The following is a 25,169-nucleotide window of genomic DNA, read 5'->3' as shown; positions in this document are numbered from 1 at the left end:
AACCGCCATGGGACTTGCGCTCGTGCACGGACGTGCGCGCGCAGGCATCCGCGCCCCCGAGGTCAAGGTCGAAGTGCATCTCGGCGGCGGCCTGCCGTCGATGTCGATCGTCGGGTTGCCGGAAGCCGCGGTACGTGAAGCCAAGGACCGGGTGCGCGCCGCGATCCAGTGCGCGCAGTACGAATTCCCCGCGCGCCGCATCACCGTCAATCTCGCACCGGCGGACCTGCCCAAGGGCGGCGGCCGGTTCGACCTGCCCATCGCCTTGGGCATCCTCGCCGCCAGCGGCCAGATTCCCGCCGAGCCGTTGCGTGACTGGGAATTCGTCGGCGAACTCGGCCTGACCGGCGAACTCCGCGCCATCGACGGCGCCCTGCCGGCCGCGCTCGCGGTCGCCGGCACGGGACGCTCGCTACTGGTGCCCGCGGCGAACGGCCCCGAGGCTGCGCTCGCGTCCGAGGTCGCGGTCCACACCGCGCGCACCCTGCTCGAGGTCTGCGCGATGCTGGGTGGCCAGAAGTCGCTGCCGCAGGCGATGCCACCGCCACAGCGCGACGTGCCGGCGATCGACCTGCGCGATGTCCGCGGCCAGACGCAGGCGCGGCGCGCGCTCGAGATCGCGGCTGCCGGCGGGCACCATCTGCTGCTCGTCGGGCCCCCGGGCTGCGGCAAAACGTTGCTGGCCTCGCGCCTGCCGGGCCTGCTGCCACCGGCGAGCGAAGCCGAAGCACTCGAAGCGGCGGCGGTCCGGTCGATCAGCGGCCGCGGCTTCGACCCGACCGCCTGGCGCACACGCCCGTTCCGCAACCCGCATCACACCGCCAGTGCCGTCGCGCTGATCGGCGGCGGTGGCGAACCGCGTCCCGGCGAGGTGTCCCTGGCACACCAGGGGGTGCTTTTCCTCGACGAACTGCCAAGTACCCAGAGATCTCCCTCTCCTGAGAGAAGAAAGCTGAGCAAGATAAACGACTGATTTTCAAGGGATCGATTGATACTCCCGACAGAATTGCCCAGGCCAATGCAACCTCTGGTGTCAGGAGGTTGCGAATCGCACCCAACGGGCGTATCGGTCAGATCACAGTCTGTTTTGGATGCCCCAAAATCCGGTGCTATGCGTTAAAGCATGGACACCCAAACCACAGCAAAGGCGCGCGCGCGCCAATTTCGAGGGGCGCAGGCATGACCGCGACCATCCTCACTTTTCCCGGCCGATCGCTTGGAAGCACCCCGGGCACGCCGCTGGACACCGGCAATGCCGCGCGCGCGAGCGAAGATCCGCCGCGCGCGTCACCAACCCACATGGTCGATGGCAAGCGCGTCCCGCTCACCGTCAAGCCGCTCGACCGTCCCCAGCGGACTCTCTCCAGCCCGGAAGTCGAGCTCCAGACTCGGATGCTGGACGGGTTCTTCGCCGGCTCGCGTCCCGCCCGGAACCATGAAGCCAAAACCATCCGCCGCGATCGGCGCACAGTCGAAGACTTCCTCGCCTATGCGGGACAGGCCATCTGGGACTGCACACCGTCCGATTTCGAGTGCTGGGCCGCACACCTGTCGGTTGAGCGCCGGCTTGCCGCCGGCACGCAGCGCGTCCTGCAAGGGGCAGTTGCCACTTTCTACGATTATCTGGCTGAGAGCGAAGACTGGCAGAGCGCCGCTCTCAGAATCGGCAAGCGCATCCGGCAGGTCGCCACACGCGAGTCTCGCGTCGTGCATACGTGCGAAACGCGCGTGCGCGAGCGCAGCCATCTGTCTGCGGCCGAGCTGACACAGATCTTCGCCGTTCTGGACTCTATGGTTGAGCAGGTCGCGATCGAGGCGCCACGGCAACTCAAGACCCTGCAGCGCGATCGGGTCATGTTTTACACCTACTACGCCTACGGCCTGCGGCTGAGCGAAGGGCAGATGCTCAACCTCTCGAGCTTCTATACCAATTCTGATCTGCCACAGATGGGGCGGTTCGGCTACGCGGGTGTGTTTGGCAAGGGGTCGCGGGGAAGTGGCCCTCGCTTTCGCGCAGTCGCATGCATTCATCCTGACGTTCCGCCCGCGCTTGAGTGGTATCTGGCCGAGGTGAGGCCGCAGTTCAAGTGCAAGAACGAGGATGCGATGTGGCTGTCGGAGCACGGGCTGCGTCTGTCGCATGCCTCCATCGCAGCGCGTTTCAAACATATGCTCGAGATCTGTGGCTTGGATTCGAGTCTCTTCTCGACCCACGGTCTGCGCCACATGTCGATCTCGCATCAGGCAGAGGCGGATGTGCCGTTGCCGTTCATCTCGGCCAACCATGGCCATCTGCACATGGCGACCACGACGATCTACACCCATCTGTCTAGCAACTTTGTGCGCGATGTTGCGAAGAATCACGTGCGCGGCCTCACCAACATCGATTCGGAGGATCCGTGACGTCCACGAGCGAGGAACACACGCTGACCTGGCATCTGCGCGAATGGATGGAGTATCGGAAGATCGCGTCCCCCGCAGAACTTGGCAGAGCGCTTACAGGCATCGGGCACCCGACGTCGAGTGTCCACGCCGCGCGCATGGTACGGATGCCGCAACGCCTGTCGATGACCATGCTCGACGCCTTGTGTCAGCTGCTCGACTGCACTCCGGGCGAGCTCCTGCGCTCCGCAGGGCAACCGCCTCCGGTCAAGCTGAAGCCCAAGCGGACCTCGATTTCTCTGCCAGAGCCCGCGCCGCAAAGGCTGCCTGATGCGATCCGCGCGCGAGTGGTCGGCCCCAGCATTCGAGCGCTGCAGGCCCATCGACTGGCGCGCCCTCAGGCAGACGACGGGAGCGAGCCGTAATGGCGATCCCCTGCATGCATTGCAATCGCACGAATGTCCAGATCATCTATCGCAAGCTGTGCGATGGCCACATCTGCCATAACTGCTTCAAAAAAGAGTATCCACGCGTCCAGTGCACCATCTGCAATCGACTGGGACATGTTAAACGCGGGACCAGCGACCCGGTCTGTAGCTCATGTCGTGAAAATGCGAGCTGGCCGTCTAACTGCTCGAAATGCAAACGAGTGCTCGTCAAAGGCAGGCGGTTTCATCTGCCGGACGGCGGCGGCGCCTGCTATGTGTGCATCGACAAGGTCAGGGGGCCTCGGCCGTGCAGCTACTGCAAGGAGCTGAGTCCCCGTCTGATCAGGGACTACGGCACTGGACTGACTGAGCCGGCCTGTAGGCGGTGCCGCTCGGAGCACAAGAAGCTCCCATGCTGTGCTGCATGCCGACGTCCGCGGGTGATGGCAGGCACGCGTTCGGACGGGAAAGAGTACTGCGCGCAGTGTCTGCCCACCGGGGCCCGGCCCTTGATCACCTGCACGCGTTGCAACCAGGTCGGCCATGCGTACAGCAAAAAGCTTTGCGAGGATTGCGGATGGGAGCGCCGGTTTGAATTGCTGATGGCGCGTTCGACTACAACTCTCCAGACAGAATGGGGGCGCGAATTCTTCGCGGCCTACCATCGCAACTCGCGTTGGATGCATACCCACAGCGTGTGGCACAAAGCCATCCGCAAGGATGTCGCCTTCTTCGTCGAACTGGAGAAGCATTTCCAGAACACCGATGAGCTCAACGGCGTGCTGATTGTCCGTAAGCTGGGATGGCCGCTGCTGAGGTGTCATCAGCGTGTCGTGTCCTATCTCGCGCACATCGGGCTCGTCGACATCACGGACCCCGACTACACGTTCGAAAAAGGCATCGCGGCCATTCGCGAGATATTGCCCCGTGAACCTGGATGGGTGACCGACGTTCTGTGTCGCTACTTTGATCATCTGATCGAGCGTCGCAGCCACGTGGTCGATCGGCGGAAGCGGCGACGCACGCCAACCAAGCGCTCCTCGATGAGAAGCATCCTGGCTTCTTCACGATCGTTCCTCGAGCATGCGCGCGACGCCCAAGGCCTGCAGTCAGTGCAGGGCCTCACACAAACGGTCCTCGACTCGTTCCTCGCCCAGTCCAATGGCGAACTTGCGCTCGGCTCCTTCGTGCCATACCTCAACCGTCACGAGAAGCTTTTCCGCCGGCTTAAGATGCCCCCGCCGCGAAAGATGAACTTCCCGTTTCATCTGATCATGCCGGAGCAGGAACGCATCCGGGCACTTCGGCTGCTGCTGGCTGCTCGGACAACTGCGGAAGTTCGCTGGGCCTTAATCGGGCTGCTCACTCTGGTCTATGGCCAGCACACGCATCAAGTCTGTGCCATGAATCTCGACCGGGTGCGCGCTAGCCCTGAAGGCTATGAAATGCGTTTCGCGAAGCACTGGATTCTGCTGGATCCGCAGACCAATCGGATCATGGAACTTTGGCTTTCGATGCGGCGGGAATTCTCTAACTTCGAACTGACCGACGAGAACGTGTTCCTCTTTCCTGGCAGACACGCCACGAGTCACGTCAGCCCGAGTTCCGTAACGAAGATCCTGCCTTTCAGGGCCCGCAAGCTGCGCGCCACCGGTATCGCAGCTTTGGTCAAGTCCGGGGTCAATCAGCCTCGAGTCCTCATGGATGGATTTGGGATCAGCCGCCCTTCTGCTTTGACGTATTGCGAGCATCTCGGAGGTCATTTGGGCGCTCGCGCACGCATCGTGGTGAGCAAATATGACTAGCTCGCAGTGGTACCTCTATCTGCTCGAATGTCATGACCGCACGTTGTATCTGGGTATAACCCAAGACGTGTCGCTCCGTGTGCACCAGCATTGGCGAGGACACGGAGGGCGCTATACGCGCTCACGGGGCGTAGCGGCCGTTGTGGGCGTTTTGGAAGCGGGGCCGAGCCGCACGGATGCTTCCAAGCAAGAGCGGCGACTCAAGCGCCTGTCCTGCATCGACAAACGGGCCGCCTTTTGCGATCGGGCACGTTTGGAAGCGCTGACGCTTCCAGATTGGCAGTTCCGCTCCATCGATGGTAGCGACGCATGTTGGCTACCGCCCAGGTTGCTTCTCAAAGGCGAGGAAGTGAACACAGGACCTCCCGGACGCGGCCTTTCAAAACTCAACGCCAGCGCCGCGACTTGTCTGGTCTCGCTCGAGATCGAGGAGACGCTTGGCGGCGGCGCGGTGCCGTCGATTGCGCAGTGGACCTCGTGGCTTCGCATGCTGAGACAAGTGTCCGATACGCTGAAACAGACCGAATGAAAGACACGCCGGGCGCAACACGCCGCGGGCGCGCACGCTGCGCATGCTATCCAAATCTCCATTCTTCTCTTTGCTGGCGGTGCTCGAGCACGGTTCCGTGTTGGTCGGCAGGGCTGTCAGAGCAAGCGCTTTCCGTTCTGATCGATCACCATCTCTCCATCTTCCTTGGTAAGCGGCTTGTCAACCGCATGAAGGATGTCGAGTACCACTTCTGACGAAAGTGCGGCCAATCTCGCTCAAGTCCACGACAGTACGCCCGAGCAAAGTGGTGTCGTCGTGCAGCAACTCGTCGGCCATTTCAGAGATGCGTGCCCGCAGCTCGGGGAAGTTCAGAAGGCGACCCATAAAGCTACGGATGTCCTTGCCCGGCACCTGCTCTAGCCAGGCGGGCTTGTCACCCGCGTAAGCGACCAGACGGGCGACCGTCCCGGCTTGTTCGGGCGTCAAGAACGCGCGGCCGACGTCGTCAGTGATCCGCGTGCGCTGGCTGATCTCCCATTGGAGCGCCCCCTCCGGCGGCACGAGCCCGTCGAGAATCAGTCCGTCGAGTTCAACCGGGGCCACCTGCAGCATGCGCAGTGCGAGCTGGGTGCCGTAGGACACCCCATAGAGGTACACCGGTCCTTCGCCGCGATGCGTGCGGATCAGGCCCGACAGGTCTCGCGCCGCATGGGTGATGGTGAAGGCCTGAGTACGCGCAGCATTGGCGTACATGGCGCCGATGCACGGCCCCCATTCCTCGCCAGCCAGATCCAGACCCGAGGCGCTGTCGCGTGACTCCTGCTCCGGGCAAAGCTTCGTCGAATAGCCGGTGCCCCGATGGTCGGGGATTACCAGTTCCTAGTCCGGGAACGCGCGGCGCAGCGTTGACAGCGCGGGATAGAAAGACGCGCCAGTCTCGCCAGGGCCCCCGGCCACCAGCCAGACTTCGCCAAGGCGGGTACGGCCCTCGGCGACCGGAAACCTGCGAACGAACAGCTCGACCTCATCGCCGTTTGGCGTTGCGTAGTCGAGAGGCGCATGCGCGCGCAGGCATTGCGAGCCTGAAAGCACTTCGAATTCTTCGGCGTCGTTACAAGGCACAAAAGAGGCGGCCTGCACGGAGCCGGCTGTAGCAAGCGCGGCCAAGCCCAAACCCATGCGCAAAACGAAATTACGGGACACGAGGCCTCCCAGCCGATGCGTGATCCGGCTAACCCGAGGAAGCCGTGGAAACGCATAGTCGCATTCATCTACTGGGCGAGAAGTGCCGGTAGTCACGTTGAGAACGGCGACTGCTGGTCGTCGCCGCGTATGTCGCGAGGTGCGCAGAAAACACCGAGTGCAGCGGTCGTATGCTCTCCCCGACTACGCAACCCGCCTGTCCGACGAGGCGATCCGGAGCTACTCGCCGGAAACAACTTCCACGAAAAGTGGCTGCCCCAAAGTTTGTATCGCCTTCAGCAGCGCCTGCCGGCTCATTGTCGACAGCACGTAGGTCACATGACTGTCGGAGCGCAACCCAGGCAGGCCCGCAAACTCGCCTGTCGGCTTGAACTTTTCGTAATGCTCGACCGTGCCGTCGAGACCCTTTTTCTCGATCAAATCTGCAGGCTGGTTCAACAGCTCGCGCCGGCTGTGCCAACTACCGCCGATGAAGGTCGCGTATCGCATCGCCCGGATGCCTGCTGGAGGGGCTGATGAATATACATATCGATGCAGATCCGGAATGCATGCGCCATTGGGCGGTCGGCGTGACGCATTGTTGACCTGGACCGGCGCATAAGACCCGCATGCTCGCGACCCTGATTCGACTCTCTGCCCTTGCCGTGCTGTCCCTCGTCTGCGCGGGGTGCGCGCCCTATCCGCGCGATACGGCAGAGTCCTCAAGCCGAGGCGCGCAGTACGGCATGACGGTGGGCGCAAGCGCCGATCCGCCGCACGTGGTGATCGGTCCGGACGATACGGTGAGTGGCAGCGATGCGGAGATCGTGGAGCGGTTCGCCCGCGCGCATGGGTTCCGCGTTCACTGGATCGTCGGCGGGCACGATGCCTTGATGGCCCAGCTGGAGGAAGCTCGCCTGCACATGGTGATCGGCGGTCACGCGAAGGACTCCCCCTGGGAGCCCCGCGTGGGCTGGTCGAAGGAAGTCCCGACCCGAGAAGCACGTCCATCACCGCTCGCGCTTAGACGCTTCGCCCTGCCGCCAGGCGAAAACGCATGGCACCTTCTGCTGGATCGTTATCTGGTTGCCCACGAGTCGGCCCGATGAACGTCAATCGTCGACCAACACCGCGTGCGCTCCCTCAGGAGCAGCAAGCTGCCCTGCATCGCGCAGAACGTCTGTGCGCTTGGACGTTGTTCTGGATGTCGCTTGTCTCGGTGATGATGTATCTCGCGCTGGGTGGGTCGCAGGCGATGAAAACAGCGCTGATCGAGGACCTGTTGAGCATGCTCCCCGCGTCAGCCTTTCTGGTTGCCAGCTGGTTCCGCAGAAAGGGTGTGGACGCCGAATACGTCAATGGTCGGGAACGCGCTTTCGACGTGAACTTCCTGATTTCGGCGGTGGCGCTGACCGGCGTGGGCCTGGCCTTGGTCTTCGAGAGCCTGCACACATTGATCTCCGCAACCCGGCCGGTCGTCGGCTCGGTACGCATCGGCGACGCGGTGATCTGGCAAGGCTGGGTCATGATGGCGGCCCTCGCCGCCTCGGCGATACCGCCCATCATCCTGGGCCGCAAAAAGCTCGCTTTGTCGAAGACACTGTCTCTCAAGCCACTGCGCACGGACGCGGATGTCGGGCGTGCAGACTGGCTGACCGCGCTCGCGGGCATCGTCGGTATCGCCGGCATCGGCTTCGGGTTCTGGTGGGCCGACGCCATGGCAGCCCTCGTCATTTCAGGCAGCATTCTTCATGACGGCGCGAGCAACCTCCGCGGCGCCGTGCGTGATCTTCACGATGCGAAGCCGCAGGCACTCGAACGCGACAGCACCGACTCGACGACGTCGCAACTGTGCGATGTAATCTCGCGACTGCCTTGGGTAGAGGGATGCTCGGTGCGGCTGCACGAAGAAGGGGTGCATCTCTCCGGCATCGTGTATCTGCAGAACGTTGACCTGACGGCGGTGCAGGTGCAGGAAGTGCGCGACGTTGCGCGTGCATCGAGCTGGCGGATCGATCAGATCGATGTCTCTCCGGCTGGCCGCATACCTGCTTCATCTGAAGACCGCCCATAGTGTCCCGAACCGAAGGCGCGGCCAGTACCATCTCAGGCTGATGTGAACGCGCATGTCGTAACCGCGCTTGGGCTGCACCCCTCACCGGACTGCTCTGTCAGTTCTACGTCGCTTTTAGACGATGAGAAATGTCATAGAAGATTCGAGTGCAAAAACACGGCGACGGGCTGTCGCCTTGTGTGCGAAATCGCACGGAAGACGTTCGCTGCGATGACCCAGAATTTTCTCCTTTGAAATGAAAGTCGTGGGATCTATCTCTCCCCCGCCTTCACAGCCGCATGGAGGATCGGTAGTGAGCAGCAAACGGCAAAGGGAGGTCACGGTTTTGCTGGTCGATGACGACGCCCGGCTGTCTGGGCTGGTGGGGGACTGGTTGGAGAACGGTGGCTACTCTGTGGACTTCGCCGCCTGCGGAAAAGAAGCGCTGACCTTGGCAGCCCAAGACCATTTTGATGCCATCGTTCTGGATTTAGAGATGCCTGGCATGGGCGGGTTGGCGGTTTGCCGGGCGCTTCGGGACACGTCCAACCCCACAACGCCCATCATCTTTCTGACCGCTCGGAATAATGTCGAGAGCAAGGTGGAAGCCCTCGCATCCGGCGCCGACGATTACCTGGTCAAACCGTTCTCGCCCCAGGAACTGTCCGCCCGAATCGAAGCCTTGGTGCGGCGTAGCCGCAACGAAGTCGCCCCGGAAGCTTTTGAGATAGACGACGTACGAGCAGATCCCTGGAGTGGATTCGTGACGCGTGCTGGAAAGCATCTGCACATCAAGGACACGGGTATGGCGATCCTCGTCGAGCTCATGCGTGCCCATCCGCGCGTTGTGACACGCGAAGAGATGCTCAAGAAGATCTGGGGCACCAGAACACCCGAGTCAGACGCGCTTCGCAGCCACCTTTATCAGTTGAGGAAGTCCCTCAATACCGGGTTCGACGAGGAGCTCATTGCGACCATCCCGGGTGTCGGCTACCGCTTTCGAGAGCCGCGTGCCTGTGACCCGATTCTTCCGGAACTACCCGGGATCGGGATTTCAGATGACACCTCTTCTACCGCCGCTGACTGACAGAAAGCAAGGGGTCTGACATCTTGAGACGGCGTCTGCCAGCGGAGCTCTGACTCAAAGCTACAGACCTCTAGTAGGCTTCCAAGATGCGAAATTTCGAAACCGAACAACGCGAGCAACTCCGCTTCCTCATTGCGTCGGGCAACATCCGCGCGGCGCTGGAACTGCTCAACGATGAATCAAAGCTTCGGTTCACGGCGCTCTATTTGCTGGATGACAATTTCGCGATCAACTTCATGCTTGTTGATCGCGACGACACGCCCAGCGGCTTGCCCAACAAAATTCCGCTTGAAGGCTCCTATTGCAGCCTGGTCAAAGATGTGGCCGAGCCTGTAGTGATCACGAATGCCAGCATGGATCCACGACTCGACGGTCATCCCGCCCGAGACTCAATGTCCGCGTACTGCGGTGTGCCTCTCTTCGACTTAAACGGCGAGGTGCTGGGTACACTCTGTCAGTTCGACCCCGTCGCCACGCACATCACCGATCGAACCGTCGCGTTGATGACCGAAGTGGCCGCAGGACTCGGTATGGAAGCCGCCGCCGAGCTGAGCATGAAGCATCTCCACGTCCGGGTAGAACGCCTTTCCGACATGCAGGAACTTCTGGCTTCTGTGGACGCTGGCGATGCGCGGGCGGTGTTCGATGATTTCGCCGCGCCTCTTCTGGAAGAGGCGAATCGCAATTTGCCGCCCGCAGCAGCGTTGGAAGTGGAAGCCCGGAGCAGCGCAATCTGGTGGAGCATTCGCCAGAACGCTTAGGCAGCCCAACTTGCTGGTTCAAAATTTGAGGCCTCGAAGTGGCCGGTCAACTGTCGCCTTTCTCGCGCTTTTGACTCGGCGTCGCGATCGTTTCGTTTGCCATAGCGCCGCTGCTTACGTAACTCTGAAGAGCCAGGACTGGCCGGCCGTTGTGCGCAACTGTTGTCAAGCTGAGACACGGTACCTCTGCGCGGTCTGGGCCTGCGCACCTTTGAGCACGTCCGCTGTTGGCCGGAAGAAGACGCATGCGAGATCTAACCGCCTCGCCATTACTTGAAGGCACGATGGCGGAGAGGGTACGTGCGGAGCCCTGATACGGGATCCTATTGTCAGAGGCCTGAGAAAGAAGAATCAACTCTTCGAGAAATCACGCTCCGCATCTCCATATGCTTGTACTTCAAGCTCGGATGGGTCGCGAGAGTTACCAACGCAGTAAGCGGTCGAACCCGCACCGTAGTCTTCCCTGAGCCCTTCCATTGCACACGAGTAGGCTTCTTTGTATTCGAGCGTGTCGCGGGCGCTTGGCACCTGTACGGAGTTCGGCGCAGCTCCCGTGTGTTCAGGTGACAAGGGCGGCATCTGGGTTGCGACTTGTGGATTGGTACAAGTCCCGCTTTCGCAGATTCGATCACCCTTGCAGTCTGTGTCCTTCCCACACTGGAGTATGGGTGGTGCCTGAGCTACATCAGCGACATGTGTCGCGCTTTCTTCGGCTGCACAACCACTGAGGACGACAACAGCGAGGAACAGTGCAAACACTTTCATGAAAATTCTTAGCCTTTGTGTGTGATCTGAGTTGAAACGGTGCCTCAGCGCAGCTTCGCGGGTGGCTCATGTCCGCAGGCCCCTTTAGGAGCAACGCCAGTTGGCGTAGGGCTGGGCTTCTGAGGCGACTCCAGAATTCCATTCTTCGCGACTACGATCTATCGGCTTCAGAGACGAGTCTTTGTAGGTAAAGCGCTCATTCCAGAGTCTCCCGCTCGCAGCACGAAACGTATCAGAAATTTCCGACTGGCAAGGTCACAACCGCGCAGTAGTCTGCGCTCTTGCCAACCTGGAAGAAGATGATGGCTTTTGATGCGCAGACCCGTTTGATCGTGACGCTGCTAGTCGAGATTGCGCGAGGCAATCAAGATGGTCATGGCCTAGACCTCGATCTCGTAGAAGAGGCGATTGTCGGGGACAACGCTTGGATTCTGGCCAAAGCCTATCCAAACTTGTTCCCAGATATCGAGTATCCCAACCACGTCAGGGAGACGATGAACATCCTCGATATGTGGCGGATCCTCGGCGATTCGCTTGAGCGGCTCAGTGATGCTGATCGGACTCGACTTGCCGGTGTCGCTACCGCCGTCAGTGGCGAGTTGCGGAACTTCCCAGGCTTTGATGGGAACAATGAACCCGAGTACCACCATGCCGCCGACGTCCTGATCAACAAGCTCGGTCTCTGGCAGGAGCAGAAGGATCGCCCGCTGAATTCACACGCGCCGCTACTCGACAATCAGCTACGAATGCTGGAGAAGTTCCGGCCAAGGTGGGAGGCCAACGGATATCGGCCGCTCGATGTCGACAGGCTCATCGAAGTACACAGCGAATGGCCGCACCGCTGATAGCAAGCGCTTTGCCTGTCGCAACCTCAGAAGGCCGCCGCACGTTGTGGTCAGGAAATGTCCAATTATGCGGTTTGCAATAAAACCGCATAAAACCGGGGAGCGGGCTAGCTCCGCACTCGACTCAAATGAATGTCATCGACTCAGCTGACTACCCGTAGGGCAGTCGGCGCAATACGAACTCGTCGATTGAGTGAACATTGCGACACCGATGTCGCCGATGTTGTGCGGCGGCAGGTCAAGGCGAACCATCCGATGAAGCTGGGTCAGATTTGAGCGTCGCCCTGAGTGTCAGTCTTTCTACTGAGGTTGCTTGCACGATCGTCACCGATCGACTGAAGGGACTGTAGAAGATGTACTCGCCTCCGAGCCGTCCAACGAATCGCAGCTCACCATCTGAAGTTGCCGCATCGCGTTTGAGGTCGTCGCTCAGGACGAGGGCGCGATCCGAGTACTGGACCGTGTTGGCTTTGTGTTGACCGAAGTAGTGAGAAGCCATCGGAATGTAGGCAACCGCTAGTGCGGTGAAGCCCAGTACCCTGATGTGCTTGAACCTCTCGGGTATGTCGGGTGAGTACATGACCAACCAGACAAGCGCCCATGTCAGGAGCATTCCCAAGAGCAGATAGATACCGAAGTCGACGAAGACTGCGAGTGCGAGAAGCCCAGCGGCGAGCCCGCCTACCAGTACTGCAAGCACCAGCTTGCTCTTTGGCACATGCTGGACCAGCGCGTCTCCAAGATATCCTCCAAGAAGCGCGGCGCCCGCCATGAAGGCGAGCGTCACCCCGATTCCCGTGAGGCCCACGATCGCAAGATCGCTCGCGTTGCTGAACTGGAATGGATCCAGACCAAATCGCCCCCAATACGATTTGAGATAGATCACGCCTTGAGTAACGCCGAAAGCCAGCAAGACGGACATCCACGCCAAGACCTGGGCGGAGGTCACGGTTGATCTGTTCGCGGTCATCCAGTCGCTCTCATCCCAGTGCCGAACGGCCTCATTCGGAGTCAATCTCGATAACGGTCGGCACACCGATAAGCGTGGCAATCGGCGTGTACAGATCGACGTCGATATCCTCGGACACCTCGAGCGAGACGATCATGGAGTAACGCACTGCAGAATTCGGCCGGCCCGCTTTCTTCCAGTCTTTCCACCACCCGCCGACGGGGAACACTGCGATGTGGGACTTGGTCGATAGTCGCGCAGCCGTCCCCTTCCAGACGTCGGAGTGCACCGATCCACGGTTGCGCATGTTCGCTCCCAACACCCATCCGCCAGAATCCGGATCGAGCCTGGAGTCAGCATCCTCACCATCGTCGCCAGCTGCAGCGTCCCGATCGATCTTGTTGATGCGCTGGTGGAACTCTCCGACGCTTTCGGTGGAGGCTTGAACCGCAAATCGCAGACCATGGGATTGGTAGCGGAACTTTGACTGCCATCCCCGCTGACTGGGGTTCGGATCGATGAAGTACGACAGCGTAATGCGCAGCTCCACCTTTGCTTCGCCTAACGCAAGCAACGCCTCTGCCGGCCACGGCAACGCGTGCACCTTCATCTCGTTGAGCTTGGCATTCGATTTCACGAGGCGGAACGGATGCATCGAATCCTGCACCACGAGCGTGGGTCGGTGTTCCGAGGATGTCAGCGAGACGTCCTCGTTGATCACGCCATAGCCGTAGCGGCGTAGCAGGTTCCGCTTGTCGTTTATCTTGGGCTGTTTGGGAAGCGCAGCACGCATGGCCGGCGTGTGGCGGGCACCGTGGATCACGAGCGCGCGAATCGTCTCTGGCCAGTGATTGGGATAGCGATGCGAGACGCGCGCGCACAATCTTGCTACCTCTGCAGTCGCTGCGCTTGTATCGCCACTGTCGGTGATCAGGTTCTGAATGAACTCGCGATGCGTTGTGAGGACACGCACGCTATCAGGTCCTGCAATCACACCAGTGGTATCTATACAGCCGTTTCCCCCCTCGGCGACGACATCTGGCTTGAAGGGCCATGTCGTGTGCCACACCAATGAGGTGGTTGAAGAGGGAGACAGCCCTCCAGACTCGGCGATCACCTTTGCCGTCGGCCACTGGGTCGCATTAACGGTCGTCAGATGGGTGCAAGCACCTACCGTAATCGCGTTCCAAGCCTGACCTGGGCTTTCCACAGAGGAAGTCAGGTTGATGTCCGGATAGCCATCCCACTGAGGCCACGGTACGTTGCCTGCTGATAGGACGAACAGCCTTGGGGCAGCCTGCGCGTTCTCCGCTCCTGCGGCATCGATATCGGATACTGCCGAGAACGTCAGCTGATCAATCGCAGCCGACCATTCGGATGGCGCGCCTGTTGTCTGTCCATCTGCGGTAATGGGCATAGCGAACGCACGACGACGTTCGGGGTACGCAGTCTCGACAAGGCGAGCGGCTTCCTTGGTTACCCACCCGTATAGGTGCGGTGGATTCTCACCATCGGGAGGTAGGACCGTGACTGATTCCAGTCGGTGCTCGATCTGCACAGGATCTGCTGAAGCGAGTGGCCCCACAAGGTTTCCATGCAGGGCGATTCCCGCCATCTGCGTGCCGTGTCCATGGTGATCTGTCTTGATCCACTTACTTGAGATCGCATGGAGATCACCGGGGGCAACACCAGGCTCGAGCAGCGGGTGGTTGAAGGCCACGCCAGTGTCGAGCAAGGTGACGTAGCTTCCAGCCTCGCCGTCGGGCAGATAGTCCGCCCTTGCCGCGAGATTGCGAATCCACTCTGCCTGCTCGGCCGGCGTCAAATCGGCGAGGAAGAACTCGGCAGTCTCCTCGGCGTGGCGGATTTCAGCGATCGCGTCTAGCGCATTGACGTCACTCTCGATCTCTCGACGGGAAGCGAACAGGGCTACGACAACACGGCCTGGAAAGGTCAGGTATCCCTGCTCGAGTTCAACATTCAGTCGCTTACACACTTCGGCAAACTGCTGGAACGTTACCTCAGGTCCGTCGGGACGCAGACGTAGCCAGATCTGAAGCCAGACTTTATCGTCTGGTTGAGGCACGCTCTTTCGGTCTGTCCAGAGTTCATCGAAGGCAGCGCTCCGGATGTTCTCGATGACGTTCACAAGTGACGCCATGCGAGGCGTTTTGTTGTCCTTCTTCAGCTCGGTCAGATACAGCCTGACGCGCTTCTCCAACTCCGCGATCTTACCGTCGGGCACAAACAACACCGCCGTGTCCGACGCCTTTCCCTCGACAACGTTGAGCAGCTCAATGTTCGCGCTGGACCAATCGATATCTGCGAAGTCGAGAAATCCTTTCGGCTTGATCTCAAGGACGATCGCCATGCCCTCGCGGCGCGTATCGTCTGAGTCTCCATCCTCGCCTTCGGGCGCGTGTCGTTGCCGCAGCGCGGCGAGCTGAGCAAGCAGCTTCTCTCCGTGAGGGATTCGATCGCGCGGCGCGGGATCTGGCTGCCGCCCTGTGCGAGTGGACTTGAACTCCCGGGACTCGCCCGGAATGACAACCTGCAGATGATCGAGTCTTGCCATGGCCCCTGTCAGGCCATCACAGCCTGTCCTTAGCTGGTCTTCAATCTGCTCAGACTATCAGAGCGCTCAGCAAGGTGAAGCAGCACGCTCTCCTCGGACACGGAGGGCAGCGCTTCCAACACGGCGTCCTTCATTGCATCGCGGCAGGCCCGCACGATGTCCGAATGCGAGAGACCGTTCGCGGCCTCTGACAAGCGCAAGTAGTCGAGCTCAGTCACAGCTAAAGGAGCCAAGCTGTTCTTCAACAGAGTGGAGATCTCACCACCCTCAGGGTGGCGATACCGAATCACATCGTCGAAGCGGCGGAATAGTGCGGTGTCGAGCGCGTCACCATGATTCGTCGCTGCCACGATCAGGCTGTCGGAATGGTCCTGCTCGATGAGCTGCAAAAACATGTTCAAGGTGCGACGCATCTCGGCAACGTCATGCTGACTGCCACGTTGAAGGCCGAGCGAATCGAACTCGTCAAACAGGTAGACGCCGCGCGTCGTTGCAAGTGAATCGAACAGCAGCTTGAGCTTGGACGCACTCTCGCCCATGAACTTGGTGATGAGCGTGTCGAACCGTGTCACAAACAGCGGCAGACGCAGCTCGGTCGCCAAGACGCTCGCAGTCAGAGTTTTGCCCGTCCCAGGCGCACCGACCAGAAGGAGCTTTCGACGCGGCGACAAACCGTGCCCACTGAGGCGCTCGTGCAGGCGCTGCTCCTTGAGAACTCGGTCGAGTTTTGCGCGCACATCGGAGGACACCACCATCTCGTTTAGATAGTGGCGCGGGTACTTGACCGTCAGCAATTCCGCCAGGTCGCCCTTGGGCTGCGCCATCGGAACAGGCTGTGTCGACTTGGCGAACTGGCGTGCTTTTGCAGAGTCGATCAGCGCACGCATTTCCGCTGCGAGCCGGATGTGTCCCCGCTGCGCTTCGTCCGCGGCCATCTGCAGCGCAACCGAGTTGAACTGTCCCGGCTCATCGCCCGCGTAGGCACGAAGCAGTGCTTTGAGTTGATCAGCGCGGGCCATCAGAACCTCTCCATGGGCGGGGATGGTAGCAACCGGCCGCCGACCAGTTGTCGTTGTTCGATAATAGCACATCTGTGTAATAATCGAACCATGTCACAACTTCGTTTTCCTACGTCTCAGCGCGTACTTCTCGTGCAGGCCAGAGGCTCAGCAACGCAAACGGAATTCGCCCGAATACTCGGCGTCGACCGGAGTTGTCTGTCGCGCTACGAACAAGAGAAGTTGGGTGCTCCTGTGGGGGTGCTCAATGCGTGCCTCCAGATCGTCTCGAACAAAATTGCGGAGTCAGGCAACGAAACTGCTGTGCAGCGTGCGCTCTCTCATGTGCGTCATGCGGCAGCCGCACTCGAGCAGGAGGTCAATCTTCCTCCCAAGAAAATCCTTTCGATCAATCGCTCAAGAGCAGCACCCAAGAAACGATAACGTCGGCTGGCAAGCTGAATTGGCTCTCTCGAACTTGGCAAATAAATGCCAATCATGCGAACCCGAATAATTGCCCATAAAAGACCGCATCAAGCCTGGCGAGATCGCAAGAAGCGATGCAACGACATGCGGTCAGTATGGATAGGCCGGTCGCACGGATTGAGAAATTCAGCACAGAGTCGCGAGAGATAAGCTCCTGCGTCAGATCCCGAACCGCATCGTCAGTCCGGCGACTTGCATGGATTCGGCAATCCTGCAGGCGAACGCCCACGCTTCGTCCCATGTCGCGAGATAGAGGGTTTCGTTGAAGACCCGATTTGCATCAACCTGATAGTCGCGGCGTGTGTCGAGTTGACTTCGGACTGTCTCAGGCCGACCAAACGCGCACAGCAGGGTGTACGTGTCGCGACTTCCGTCGGGCGAACGGAACTCCAAGGCTAGGACACCTTGGTGACCGCTCGTTTGCCAGATCGGCGAGAAGCCGATCAGCTCGACCCCACCTCCGCGGAACCGCTCGAGGTGGGCGCTGGCTACCTCAACACTGGCGAACACGAAGTCTCGATCGTGATTCTTGTTGTACGAGGAACCGAAAGACTTTGCCGGCGCGTTCATCGCGAGCACTTCCCAGACCGCGCGCGGCAGGCCTTCCAGGCCATCGTTTGATTCATTGCTCGAGTCAAAATCCATTTCCGATATCTCCTTCAGGTGTGGAATCAGATGCAGCGGACGAAAGAAGCCCGTGTCGCGGTACTGCGACATCGAGCAATGGTTGAGCAGACAGGCGCGCGCGCGCGCCCCTGACCTGAAGGCCAAGGCGGCACAAAAATGTTCTCGAAATCTGGCCGTTGCTGGCCGTTTCAGATGCGTCTAGGTTTGACTTCCACACCGAAGGAGGCTGACGGTCCGCACCGGGCTTTGGATCCAGACCTGCTCTAAGCGCTCTTGGCGATCGTTCCCGGTTGAGGACATCTCGGGAAACTTGGAAGGCGCTCTTACAACCCTTCCGGTCGGTTCTGGATCGATGTCGCAAGAGGACTTCGCGCGCGCGGCGATTCGTTAGGCGCGCGCGGACAGGCCGCTCTGCATTCAGGCGGCACAAAAAAAGGCTGGAAATGTGGCCATTGCCGGCTTGATCAGATCGACCTAGCCTCGATCCGCACCCACTAGGAGACAGACCGCACGCACCGGAATCACAGGCTGCTGGAAGCTTCCCCGCTCGCGAATGGTGGAAGGGATCTCTGGAAGCTACGGAAGCGCTCTTTAGAACCTTCCTGTCCGAATGGAGCCGGCAGGCGCTCGAGGTCCTGCGCGAGCCGCTCGAGTCGGGCGTGGTGACGATCTCTCGGGCCGCTCGGCAAAGCGAGTTCCCAGCCCGCTTCCAGCTGGTCGCGGCCATGAACCCCTGCCCGTGTGGCTGGGCCGGTGATACGTCGGGCCGCTGCCGCTGCTCTACAGAAGGAATCAATCGATACCGGGCGCGGATCTCGGGACCGCTGCTGGACCGCATCGACCTGCATGTCGAAGTGCCGCGATTGCCGCCGGCGGCACTGCGACCCGATGCACCGGACGGTGAGTCGAGTGCGGATGTCGCGGCACGCGTCGCATGTGCGCGCGAGCGGCAGCACACCCGGGGCGGCGTGCTCAATGCACACCTCGACCAGGGCGCGACGGCACGCGACTGCCGTCTCGCGGCGCCTGACCAGGCGTTGCTGGAGCGCGCGATCGACGCCCTGCATCTGTCCGCCCGTGCGATGCACCGCATCCTGCGGGTCGCGCGGACGATCGCCGATCTGGATGGCCGCGCGTCGATCGCTTCCCCGCACCTCAACGAGGCACTGGGCTACCGGGGCGTCGCACCTCGACCGCCGGGTCGATGACGCGGCCCCTGCCATCGGTCACCCCCTGCGCTTAACGCGTTGCAAACACCGGCGACGCGCCGTCGCGCTAGCGTCACGCAGCACTACTCACCCCGGGGACAACCGAATGCGTCAACTCATGCTCGCGACCGGCATTGCCGTCGCGCTGGCCGCCTGTGGCGGTCGCAACGAACCTGCCGACCCTGCCGCGCAGGCACCTGCCGCCGCCGTGCCGACGACGCTCGCCGATGTCGAACTCATTCCGCGCGAGGCGCTCTTCGGCAATCCCGAACGCGCCGGCGTGCAGCTGAGCCCCGACGGCCAGTACCTGAGCTGGATCGCACCGGTCGAGGGCACGATGAATGTCTGGGTGGCGCCCGCCAATGATCTGGGCGCGGCGAAGGCGGTCACCCAGGACACCGCGCGCGGTATCCGCAGCTATTTCTGGACGTACGAGCCGGGCACGCTGCTGTATCTGCGCGACACCGGTGGCGACGAGGATTTCCATCTGTTCGCGGTCGATGTCGAAAGCGCGCAGGCGCGCGACCTGACGCCGTTCCCGAAGACCACCGCGCAGGTCGTCGGCGTGAGCCATCGCCAGCCCGACACGCTGCTGGTCGGCATGAACGACCGCGACGCGCAGTGGCACGATCTCTACAAGGTCGATCTCGCCAGCGGCGAACGCACGCTGGTCGAACAGAACACGGACCAGATCGCCGGCTACATCGCCGATGCCGATTACGCGCTGCGCTTCGCGTCGCGCAGCCGGCCCGACGGCGGCATGGACGTCCTGCGTCGCAACGGCGATGCCTGGGAGGTGCAGGACGACATCCCGTTCGAGGACGTGCTGACCACGGCGCCGGCCGGCCTCACCGAGGACGGCAGGACGCTGTACATGTCCGACTCGCGCGAGCGCAACACCGCGGCGCTGTATGCGATCGACACCACCACCGGCGAGAAGACGCTGGTGCATCAGGATCCGCGCGCCGACGTCGGCGGCAGCCTGACCGATCCGCGCACCGGCGTGCTGCAGGCGGTGTCGGTGAACTACCTGCGCGAGGAGTGGACCACGCTCGACGACAGCATCAAGGCCGATCTCGCCAAGCTCGAAGCAATCGGTCCGGGCGAAGTCTCGATCAACAGCCGCACGCTGGATGACAAGCACTGGCTGGTCGCCTATTCGGCCGCCGAATCGCCGGTGAAGTACTACCGCTACGATCGAGCCGAGGCCGGCGCGGAGGGCACGCTGACCGAACTGTTCTCCGGCCGCCCCGCGCTCGACGGCAAGCCGCTGGTGCCGATGTGGCCGCTGGAACTGAAATCGCGCGACGGCCTGACCCTCGTCAGCTATCTCACCCTGCCCAGGCACGCCGACGCCGACAACGACGGCAAGGCCGATGCGCCGGTGCCGATGGTGCTGCTGGTGCACGGCGGCCCGTGGGCGCGCGACGGCTACGGCTACAGCTCGATGGACCAGTGGCTGGCGAATCGCGGCTACGCGGTGCTGAGCGTCAACTTCCGTGGCTCGACCGGTTTCGGCAAGGAATTCACCAACGCCGGCAACGGCGAGTGGGCGGCGAAAATGCACGACGACCTGATCGACGCCGTGCAGTGGGCGGTCGGCAGCGGCGTCACCACCGCCGACAAGGTCGCGATCATGGGTGGCAGCTACGGCGGTTACGCCACGCTGGTCGGTCTGACATTCACGCCGGAAACCTTTGCCTGCGGCGTCGACATCGTCGGCCCGGCCAACCTCAACACCCTGCTGTCCACGGTGCCGCCGTACTGGGCGAGCTTCTTCGAGCAGCTGACCCGGCGCATGGGCGACCCGCGCACCGATGTAGGCAAGGCCTGGTTGACCGAGCGCTCGCCGCTGAGCCGCGCCGACGCGATCACCAAACCGCTGCTGATCGGCCAAGGCGCCAACGACCCGCGCGTGAAGCAGGCCGAGAGCGACCAGATCGTCGAGGCGATGACCGCCAAGAACATCCCGGTCACCTATGTGCTGTTCCCCGACGAGGGCCACGGCTTCGCACGGCCCGAGAACAACAAGGCGTTCAACGCGGTGGCCGAAGGTTTCCTCGAAACCTGCCTCGGCGGACGATCGCAGCCGATCGGCGAGGAGTTCAAGGGTTCGAGCATCACCGTGCCGACGGGTGCCGATGGCGTGCCCGGCCTGGCGGATGCGCTGAAGTCGCATACGCAGGAAGTCCGCAAGTAACGACTAGCCGTCCTGGCTTGCATGCAACGGAAGAGGCCGGGCATTGCCCGGCCTCTTTGCGTCATGGCGACCGGGCCCTCAGGCCGCCCTGGTCTCGTAGAACTGTTCCTCTTCGGTCGAACCCGTCAGCGCGGTTACGCTCGACGTGCCGCCCTGGATCACCGTGGTCACGTCGTCGAAGTAACCGGCACCGACCTCCTGCTGGTGCGAGACAAAGGTGTAGCCCTTGTCGCGCGCGGCGAATTCGCGTTCCTGCACCTGTTCGACGTAGTGCTTCATGCCTTCGCCGCGGGCGTAGTCGTGGGCGAACTGGAAGCTGTTGAACCAGTTGATGTGGATGCCGGCCAGGGTGATGAACTGGAACCTGTAACCCAGCGCCGCCAGGTCCTCCTGGAAGCTCGCGATCTGGCGGTCGTCGAGGTTCTTCTTCCAGTTGAAGCTCGGCGAGCAGTTGTAGCTCAGCAGCTTGCCGGGGTGCTTCGCATGCACGGCTCGGGCGAATTCGCGGGCGAAGCCGATGTCCGGCGTGCCGGTCTCGCACCAGACCAGGTCCGCATACGGCGCGTAGGCCACACCGCGGCTGATCGCCTGCTCCAGACCGTTGCGCACCTTGTAGAAGCCCTCGGCCGTGCGCTCACCGGTGACGAAGGGCGCGTCGTTGGCGTCGAAGTCCGAGGTCAGCAGATTCGCGGCCTCGGCATCGGTGCGCGCCAGCACGATCGCCGGCACGCCGAGCACGTCGGTGGCCAGACGCGCGGCGACCAGCTTCTGCACCGCCTCTTGGGTGGGCACCAGCACCTTGCCGCCCATGTGGCCGCACTTCTTGACCGCGGCCAGCTGGTCCTCGAAATGCACGCCCGAGGCGCCCGCGACGAGCATGTTCTTCATCAGTTCGTAGGCGTTGAGCACGCCGCCGAAACCGGCCTCGCCGTCGGCGACGATCGGCAGGAAGAAGTCGATCGCGTCGCGTTCGTCCAGCTTGCCGTCGGCAATGTTTTTCCACTGGATCTCGTCGGCACGCTGGAAGGTGTTGTTGATCCGGCGGACCATCGTCGGCACCGAGTCGTAGGCGTACAGCGACTGGTCCGGATACATCGTCTCGGAGCTGTTGCCGTCGGCGGCGACCTGCCAGCCGGACAGATACACCGCTTCCAGACCGGCCTTGGCCTGTTGCATCGCCTGGCCCGCGCTGATCGCACCGAAGGCGTTGACGTAGCCCTTCTTCGCGTCGCCGTTGACGAGGTCCCACAGCTTCTCGGCGCCGCGCTTGGCCAGCGTGTGCTCGGGCTGCACGCTGCCGCGCAGGCGCACGACATCGGCGGCGGAGTATGGCCGCTGGATGCCGTTCCAGCGCGGGTTGGTGCTCCAGTCCTGTTGCAGGGCGTCGATCTGTTGCTGGCGGGTACGCATGATGGAACTCCTTCGCAAACGGATAGGGAATCGGGTGGTGTGGTGAGGCGTGGGCTTCAGTCGAGGCGCGCGTATGCCGGCAGCGTGAGGAAATCCTCGAGCGTGTCGCGATGCGTCAGGTCTTCCAGCAGCGCGATCGCCTCGTGCACACGCGTCGCGCCCGGGATCTCCTGGCCGGCGAGCTTCGACGGCAGCGACAGCAGTACGCGGTCGAGCAATGCGTCGTCGATCGCGGTGCCGTCGTCCAGATGCAGCGGCGCATGGCCGTCGTCGGCGTAGTGGATCCATTGCCAGAGTTGCGCGCGTGCGATTTCGGCCGTCGCGGCGTCTTCCATCATGTGGTGGATCGGCACGCAGCCGTTGCCGTCGAGCCAGGCGGCGATGTAGCGCACGCAGACCTCGACGTTGCCGTCGAATCCGGCGCGGCTGATCGTGCCGATCGACGGCGCGATCAGATCGTCGCGTTCCACCAGCACGTCGTCGCGCGTCATCGCGTGCTGGTGCGGGCCGCGCATGCGCTCGTCGAAGATCTGTTTCGCCAGCGGGATCAGTGCGGGATGCGCGACCCAGGTGCCGTCATGCCCGGCCGTGACTTCGCGCAGTTTGTCGGCGCGCACCCGCGCCATCGCCGCATCGTTCGCCGCGTCATCGCCGGCGATCGGAATCTGCGCCGCCATGCCGCCCATTGCATGTGCGCCGCGGCGGTGGCAGGTCTGCACCAGCAGTTCCGAGTACGCCTTCAGGAACGGCTGCGTCATCGTCACCTGCGCGCGCTCGGGCAGCACGCGGTCGCGGTGGCGGCGGAAGGTCTTGAGATAGGAAAAGATGTAGTCCCAGCGCCCGCAGTTGAGACCGGCGATGCGATCCCTGAGCGCGTGCAGGATCTCGTCCATCTCGAACACGGCCGGCAGGGTTTCGATCAGCACGGTGACGCGGATCTGCCCGGCCGGCAGGCCCAGGCTGCGTTCGATGTGGGCCAGCACGTCGTTCCACAGCTGCGCCTCCTCCATGGACTGCAGCTTGGGGATGTAGAAGTACGGGCCGCGGTCCCGGGCCGCCAGCGCATGCGCGTTGTGGAAGGCGAACAGGCCGGCATCGAACAGCGCGCCCGACATCGGCGCGCCGTCGATGCGCACGTGCTTCTCGTCGAGATGCCAGCCACGGGGCCGCACGATCAGCACCGCGCGCTGGTCTTCGGGCTTGAGCGCATAGCGCTTGCCGGTGGGCGAGACGAATTCCAGCGTGCCGTCGATCGCTTCGCGCAGCGCGCGCTGGCCGGTCAGCAGATTGTCCCAGGTCGGCGAGGTCGAATCCTCGAAGTCGGCCATGTAACAGTTCGCGCCCGAGTTCAGCGCGTTGATGACCATCTTCGGATCGACCGGCCCGGTGATCTCGACCCGGCGGTCACGCAGCGCAGCCGGCAGCGGCGCGACCCGCCAGTCGGACTCTCGGATGCTGCGGGTGGCGGTGCGGAAGTCCGGCAGCGCGCCGGCGTCGAATGCAGTCTGGCGTTCCACACGCTTGGCCAGCAACATCTGGCGGCGATCTTCGAAGTGGTCGTGCAGGTCTGTCAGGAACGCCAGTGCAGACGCGTCAAGCAGATCGGTCGGGGTACCGGCCGGCACAGTCGCGCGGAAGTCTTCGGTAGGCGGGAGCGGTTTGATAACGGCATTCACGGGGTCGGTCCTTTGTCGTGCTTCACGCTATTGCGGTGCAGCAGAACCTCCTCCGAACTGGCTTATTTGACAATCCAGTTATGTCAATGCGTACCATGAGTTCCGCTTATAGGAATCTCCATTGGCTCCCAAGTCCCCGCCCACGTTACGGTTTCCGTACAAGAGCGATCGGCTCAAGCCCCTGCGCGCGTTCTGCCAGACGACCCGGCTAGGGTCGGTGTCCCGAGCTGCAGAGGCGCTCTACGTCAGCCAGCCCGCGATCTCGCTGCAGCTGCAGGCGCTCGAACGGGAGCTCGGCGTCAAGCTGCTCGAGCGCAGCGGCCGACGCCTGGTCCCCACGCGTGCCGGCGAAGTGCTCTACGAACTGGCCCTGCCGCTTGTCGAAGGCCTCGACGGCCTGCCGGCTGCGTTCCGGCGCGAGGTAGGCGGACTGGATGCCGGCCAGCTGACCGTCGCGGCCAACAGCTCGACCATCCTGTATCTGCTGCCACGGATCGTGGATCTGTTCCGGAAGCAGCATCCGGACGTACGCCTGACGCTGCAGGATGCGATCACCGCCGACGGCACCGGGTTGCTGCGCGACGACACGGTCGATCTCGTCGTCGGTTCGATGGTCGATATCCCTGCCGATCTCAGCTATACGCCGGTCTACCATTTCGACCCGATCCTGTTGACGACGCCCGACCATGCACTGGCACGGGCGAAGACGCTGACGCTGGAGGAAATCGGCCGGTACGGACTCATCCTGCCGCCCCGGCGGCAGATCACCTATCGCCTTGTCGACCAGGTGTTCCAGCAAGCCCGCGTGCCTTACACGGTGGCGCTCGAGGTCGGCGGCTGGGAAGTCATAAAGCAGTACGTGGCGATGGGCATGGGCATCTCGATCGTGAGTTCGATTTGCCTGGACGGCAGCGCGCCTGATCCACGTCTTGCGACACGCTCGGTCGCAAAATGGTTTCCCGCCCGCAGTTATGGCGTGGTGGTGCGAAAGGGTAAAACCCTGACCCCACAGGCACGGGCCTTCATGGATCTCATCCGGCCGGACCTGTTCGTCCGTCGTGGTCCGGAAGAAGGCGGTCCGTCCGACCGCTGAGTCGGGCGAGCCGATGAACCTCCAGATAAACCCGCCGATGGGAGTTTCTCCATGTCCGGATTATGTTTCGCACAAAGAAAAACCCCCGCCGGAATACCGGCGGGGGTTTTGGGTAAAAACCCTGGCGATGACCTACTCTCGCATGCTAG

The 25,169-nt window shown here is 62.2% G+C and carries 21 protein-coding genes and 2 pseudogenes; 13 read left to right on the top strand and 10 right to left on the bottom strand.

The genetic code is table 11. The features are described from left to right. Nucleotides 1-7: 7 nt before the first annotated feature. The 3 genes and pseudogenes from AC3A4E_RS15870 to AC3A4E_RS15860 form a co-directional block, all read left to right on the top strand. Nucleotides 8-928, top strand: a pseudogene (locus AC3A4E_RS15870) (YifB family Mg chelatase-like AAA ATPase); the annotation flags it as partial. A 251-nt stretch (nt 929-1,179) separates the two neighbouring features. After that, nucleotides 1,180-2,403 carry a tyrosine-type recombinase/integrase gene (locus AC3A4E_RS15865; RefSeq protein ID WP_487632454.1) on the top strand — a complete coding sequence of 408 codons (1,224 nt, stop codon included), beginning with the start codon at nt 1,180-1,182 and terminating at the stop codon, nt 2,401-2,403. Next, nucleotides 2,400-2,807 (top strand): helix-turn-helix domain-containing protein, encoded by a 408-nt coding sequence (locus AC3A4E_RS15860; RefSeq protein ID WP_487632453.1) that lies wholly within the window; start codon nt 2,400-2,402, stop codon nt 2,805-2,807. The genes AC3A4E_RS15865 and AC3A4E_RS15860 overlap by 4 nt, the downstream gene beginning before the upstream one ends. Here the strand turns inward: AC3A4E_RS15860 and AC3A4E_RS15855 are convergent. Further along, complete coding sequence (locus AC3A4E_RS15855; RefSeq protein ID WP_487632452.1) at nt 2,780-2,947, bottom strand: hypothetical protein; 168 nt, start codon at nt 2,945-2,947, stop codon at nt 2,780-2,782. The genes AC3A4E_RS15860 and AC3A4E_RS15855 overlap by 28 nt on opposite strands. 372 nt (nt 2,948-3,319) lie before the next feature. Between AC3A4E_RS15855 and AC3A4E_RS15850 the strand changes: the two genes are divergently transcribed. Next, a complete protein-coding gene (locus tag AC3A4E_RS15850; protein ID WP_487632451.1) occupies nt 3,320-4,615 on the top strand; it encodes a hypothetical protein in 1,296 nt (431 codons plus the stop codon). After that, nucleotides 4,608-5,144 carry a GIY-YIG nuclease family protein gene (locus tag AC3A4E_RS15845; protein WP_487632450.1) on the top strand — a complete coding sequence of 179 codons (537 nt, stop codon included), beginning with the start codon at nt 4,608-4,610 and terminating at the stop codon, nt 5,142-5,144. Before AC3A4E_RS15850 ends, AC3A4E_RS15845 begins: the two co-directional genes overlap by 8 nt. A 180-nt stretch (nt 5,145-5,324) precedes the next feature. Here AC3A4E_RS15845 and AC3A4E_RS15840 read toward each other — a convergent pair whose 3' ends face one another. From AC3A4E_RS15840 to AC3A4E_RS15830, 3 genes are all read right to left on the bottom strand, one after another. Beyond that, entirely contained in the window at nt 5,325-5,975 is a 651-nt protein-coding gene (locus AC3A4E_RS15840; RefSeq protein WP_487632690.1) for an alpha/beta hydrolase, read from the bottom strand. A 9-nt stretch (nt 5,976-5,984) separates the two neighbouring features. Continuing rightward, nucleotides 5,985-6,308 (bottom strand): hypothetical protein, encoded by a 324-nt coding sequence (locus tag AC3A4E_RS15835; protein WP_487632449.1) that lies wholly within the window; start codon nt 6,306-6,308, stop codon nt 5,985-5,987. Between the two features lie 219 nt (nt 6,309-6,527). Next, on the bottom strand, nt 6,528-6,797 hold the full coding sequence (locus AC3A4E_RS15830) for a hypothetical protein (protein WP_487632448.1): 270 nt from the start codon (nt 6,795-6,797) through the stop codon (nt 6,528-6,530). A gap of 119 nt (nt 6,798-6,916) precedes the next feature. Between AC3A4E_RS15830 and AC3A4E_RS15825 the strand changes: the two genes are divergently transcribed. From AC3A4E_RS15825 to AC3A4E_RS15805, 5 genes are all read left to right on the top strand, one after another. Continuing rightward, on the top strand, nt 6,917-7,396 hold the full coding sequence (locus tag AC3A4E_RS15825) for an ABC transporter substrate-binding protein (RefSeq protein ID WP_487632447.1): 480 nt from the start codon (nt 6,917-6,919) through the stop codon (nt 7,394-7,396). Then, nucleotides 7,393-8,361, top strand: a complete 969-nt coding sequence (locus tag AC3A4E_RS15820; protein WP_487632446.1) for a cation efflux transmembrane domain-containing protein — start codon at nt 7,393-7,395, stop codon at nt 8,359-8,361. Before AC3A4E_RS15825 ends, AC3A4E_RS15820 begins: the two co-directional genes overlap by 4 nt. 292 nt (nt 8,362-8,653) lie before the next feature. Continuing rightward, nucleotides 8,654-9,427, top strand: coding sequence for a response regulator transcription factor (locus AC3A4E_RS15815; protein ID WP_487632445.1), 774 nt, complete (start codon nt 8,654-8,656; stop codon nt 9,425-9,427). Between the two features lie 86 nt (nt 9,428-9,513). Next, the gene (locus tag AC3A4E_RS15810; protein ID WP_487632444.1) at nt 9,514-10,188 is read left to right on the top strand and encodes a hypothetical protein; all 675 of its coding nucleotides are present in this window, start codon (nt 9,514-9,516) and stop codon (nt 10,186-10,188) included. 1,046 nt (nt 10,189-11,234) lie between these two features. Then, complete coding sequence (locus AC3A4E_RS15805) at nt 11,235-11,798, top strand: YfbU family protein (protein ID WP_487632443.1); 564 nt, start codon at nt 11,235-11,237, stop codon at nt 11,796-11,798. Between the two features lie 238 nt (nt 11,799-12,036). On the opposite strand, the gene AC3A4E_RS15800 is transcribed toward AC3A4E_RS15805, so the two are convergent. The 4 genes from AC3A4E_RS15800 to AC3A4E_RS15785 form a co-directional block, all read right to left on the bottom strand. After that, nucleotides 12,037-12,747: a hypothetical protein gene (locus AC3A4E_RS15800; RefSeq protein ID WP_487632442.1), complete on the bottom strand. Its 711-nt coding sequence runs from the start codon at nt 12,745-12,747 to the stop codon at nt 12,037-12,039. 52 nt (nt 12,748-12,799) lie between these two features. Then, entirely contained in the window at nt 12,800-15,322 is a 2,523-nt protein-coding gene (locus AC3A4E_RS15795; protein ID WP_487632441.1) for a S8 family peptidase, read from the bottom strand. A gap of 29 nt (nt 15,323-15,351) precedes the next feature. Then, on the bottom strand, nt 15,352-16,341 hold the full coding sequence (locus tag AC3A4E_RS15790) for an AAA family ATPase (RefSeq protein WP_487632440.1): 990 nt from the start codon (nt 16,339-16,341) through the stop codon (nt 15,352-15,354). Nucleotides 16,342-16,965: 624 nt separating this feature from the next. Beyond that, the gene (locus AC3A4E_RS15785; RefSeq protein WP_487632439.1) at nt 16,966-17,523 is read right to left on the bottom strand and encodes a hypothetical protein; all 558 of its coding nucleotides are present in this window, start codon (nt 17,521-17,523) and stop codon (nt 16,966-16,968) included. Between the two features lie 497 nt (nt 17,524-18,020). Here AC3A4E_RS15785 and AC3A4E_RS15780 point away from each other — a divergent pair. Next, nucleotides 18,021-18,641, top strand: a pseudogene (locus AC3A4E_RS15780) (ATP-binding protein); the annotation flags it as partial. 106 nt (nt 18,642-18,747) lie between these two features. Further along, the gene (locus tag AC3A4E_RS15775; protein WP_487632438.1) at nt 18,748-20,841 is read left to right on the top strand and encodes a S9 family peptidase; all 2,094 of its coding nucleotides are present in this window, start codon (nt 18,748-18,750) and stop codon (nt 20,839-20,841) included. A 78-nt stretch (nt 20,842-20,919) separates the two neighbouring features. Here the strand turns inward: AC3A4E_RS15775 and aceA are convergent, their stop codons facing one another. Together aceA and aceB are read right to left on the bottom strand one after the other, a co-directional pair. Continuing rightward, on the bottom strand, nt 20,920-22,251 hold the full coding sequence (gene aceA / locus AC3A4E_RS15770; protein ID WP_487632437.1) for an isocitrate lyase: 1,332 nt from the start codon (nt 22,249-22,251) through the stop codon (nt 20,920-20,922). 56 nt (nt 22,252-22,307) lie between these two features. Further along, nucleotides 22,308-23,927, bottom strand: a complete 1,620-nt coding sequence (gene aceB / locus AC3A4E_RS15765; RefSeq protein ID WP_487632436.1) for a malate synthase A — start codon at nt 23,925-23,927, stop codon at nt 22,308-22,310. Nucleotides 23,928-24,048: 121 nt separating this feature from the next. Between aceB and AC3A4E_RS15760 the strand changes: the two genes are divergently transcribed. Next, on the top strand, nt 24,049-25,020 hold the full coding sequence (locus AC3A4E_RS15760; protein ID WP_487632435.1) for a LysR family transcriptional regulator: 972 nt from the start codon (nt 24,049-24,051) through the stop codon (nt 25,018-25,020). The last annotated feature ends 149 nt before the right edge of the window (nt 25,021-25,169 follow it).

This window comes from Luteimonas sp. Soil_N_1, assembly GCF_057656255.1.
The sequence above is the reverse complement of the archived record's forward strand: the minus strand, read 5'-3'. Positions and strand labels throughout refer to the sequence as shown.

What these genes read in the sequence shown, in the direction of transcription:
- AC3A4E_RS15865 (WP_487632454.1), top strand. Translation starts at nt 1,180, where the DNA reads ATGACCGCGACCATCCTCACTTTTCCCGGCCGATCGCTTGGAAGCACC.
- AC3A4E_RS15855 (WP_487632452.1), bottom strand. Translation starts at nt 2,947, where the DNA reads ATGTCCCAGTCGATTGCAGATGGTGCACTGGACGCGTGGATACTCTTT.
- AC3A4E_RS15830 (WP_487632448.1), bottom strand. Translation starts at nt 6,797, where the DNA reads ATGCGATACGCGACCTTCATCGGCGGTAGTTGGCACAGCCGGCGCGAG.
- AC3A4E_RS15845 (WP_487632450.1), top strand. Translation starts at nt 4,608, where the DNA reads ATGACTAGCTCGCAGTGGTACCTCTATCTGCTCGAATGTCATGACCGC.
- AC3A4E_RS15810 (WP_487632444.1), top strand. Translation starts at nt 9,514, where the DNA reads ATGCGAAATTTCGAAACCGAACAACGCGAGCAACTCCGCTTCCTCATT.
- AC3A4E_RS15775 (WP_487632438.1), top strand. Translation starts at nt 18,748, where the DNA reads ATGCGTCAACTCATGCTCGCGACCGGCATTGCCGTCGCGCTGGCCGCC.
- AC3A4E_RS15820 (WP_487632446.1), top strand. Translation starts at nt 7,393, where the DNA reads ATGAACGTCAATCGTCGACCAACACCGCGTGCGCTCCCTCAGGAGCAG.
- AC3A4E_RS15795 (WP_487632441.1), bottom strand. Translation starts at nt 15,322, where the DNA reads ATGGCAAGACTCGATCATCTGCAGGTTGTCATTCCGGGCGAGTCCCGG.
- aceA (WP_487632437.1), bottom strand. Translation starts at nt 22,251, where the DNA reads ATGCGTACCCGCCAGCAACAGATCGACGCCCTGCAACAGGACTGGAGC.
- AC3A4E_RS15785 (WP_487632439.1), bottom strand. Translation starts at nt 17,523, where the DNA reads ATGTCGCAGTACCGCGACACGGGCTTCTTTCGTCCGCTGCATCTGATT.
- AC3A4E_RS15790 (WP_487632440.1), bottom strand. Translation starts at nt 16,341, where the DNA reads ATGGCCCGCGCTGATCAACTCAAAGCACTGCTTCGTGCCTACGCGGGC.
- AC3A4E_RS15825 (WP_487632447.1), top strand. Translation starts at nt 6,917, where the DNA reads ATGCTCGCGACCCTGATTCGACTCTCTGCCCTTGCCGTGCTGTCCCTC.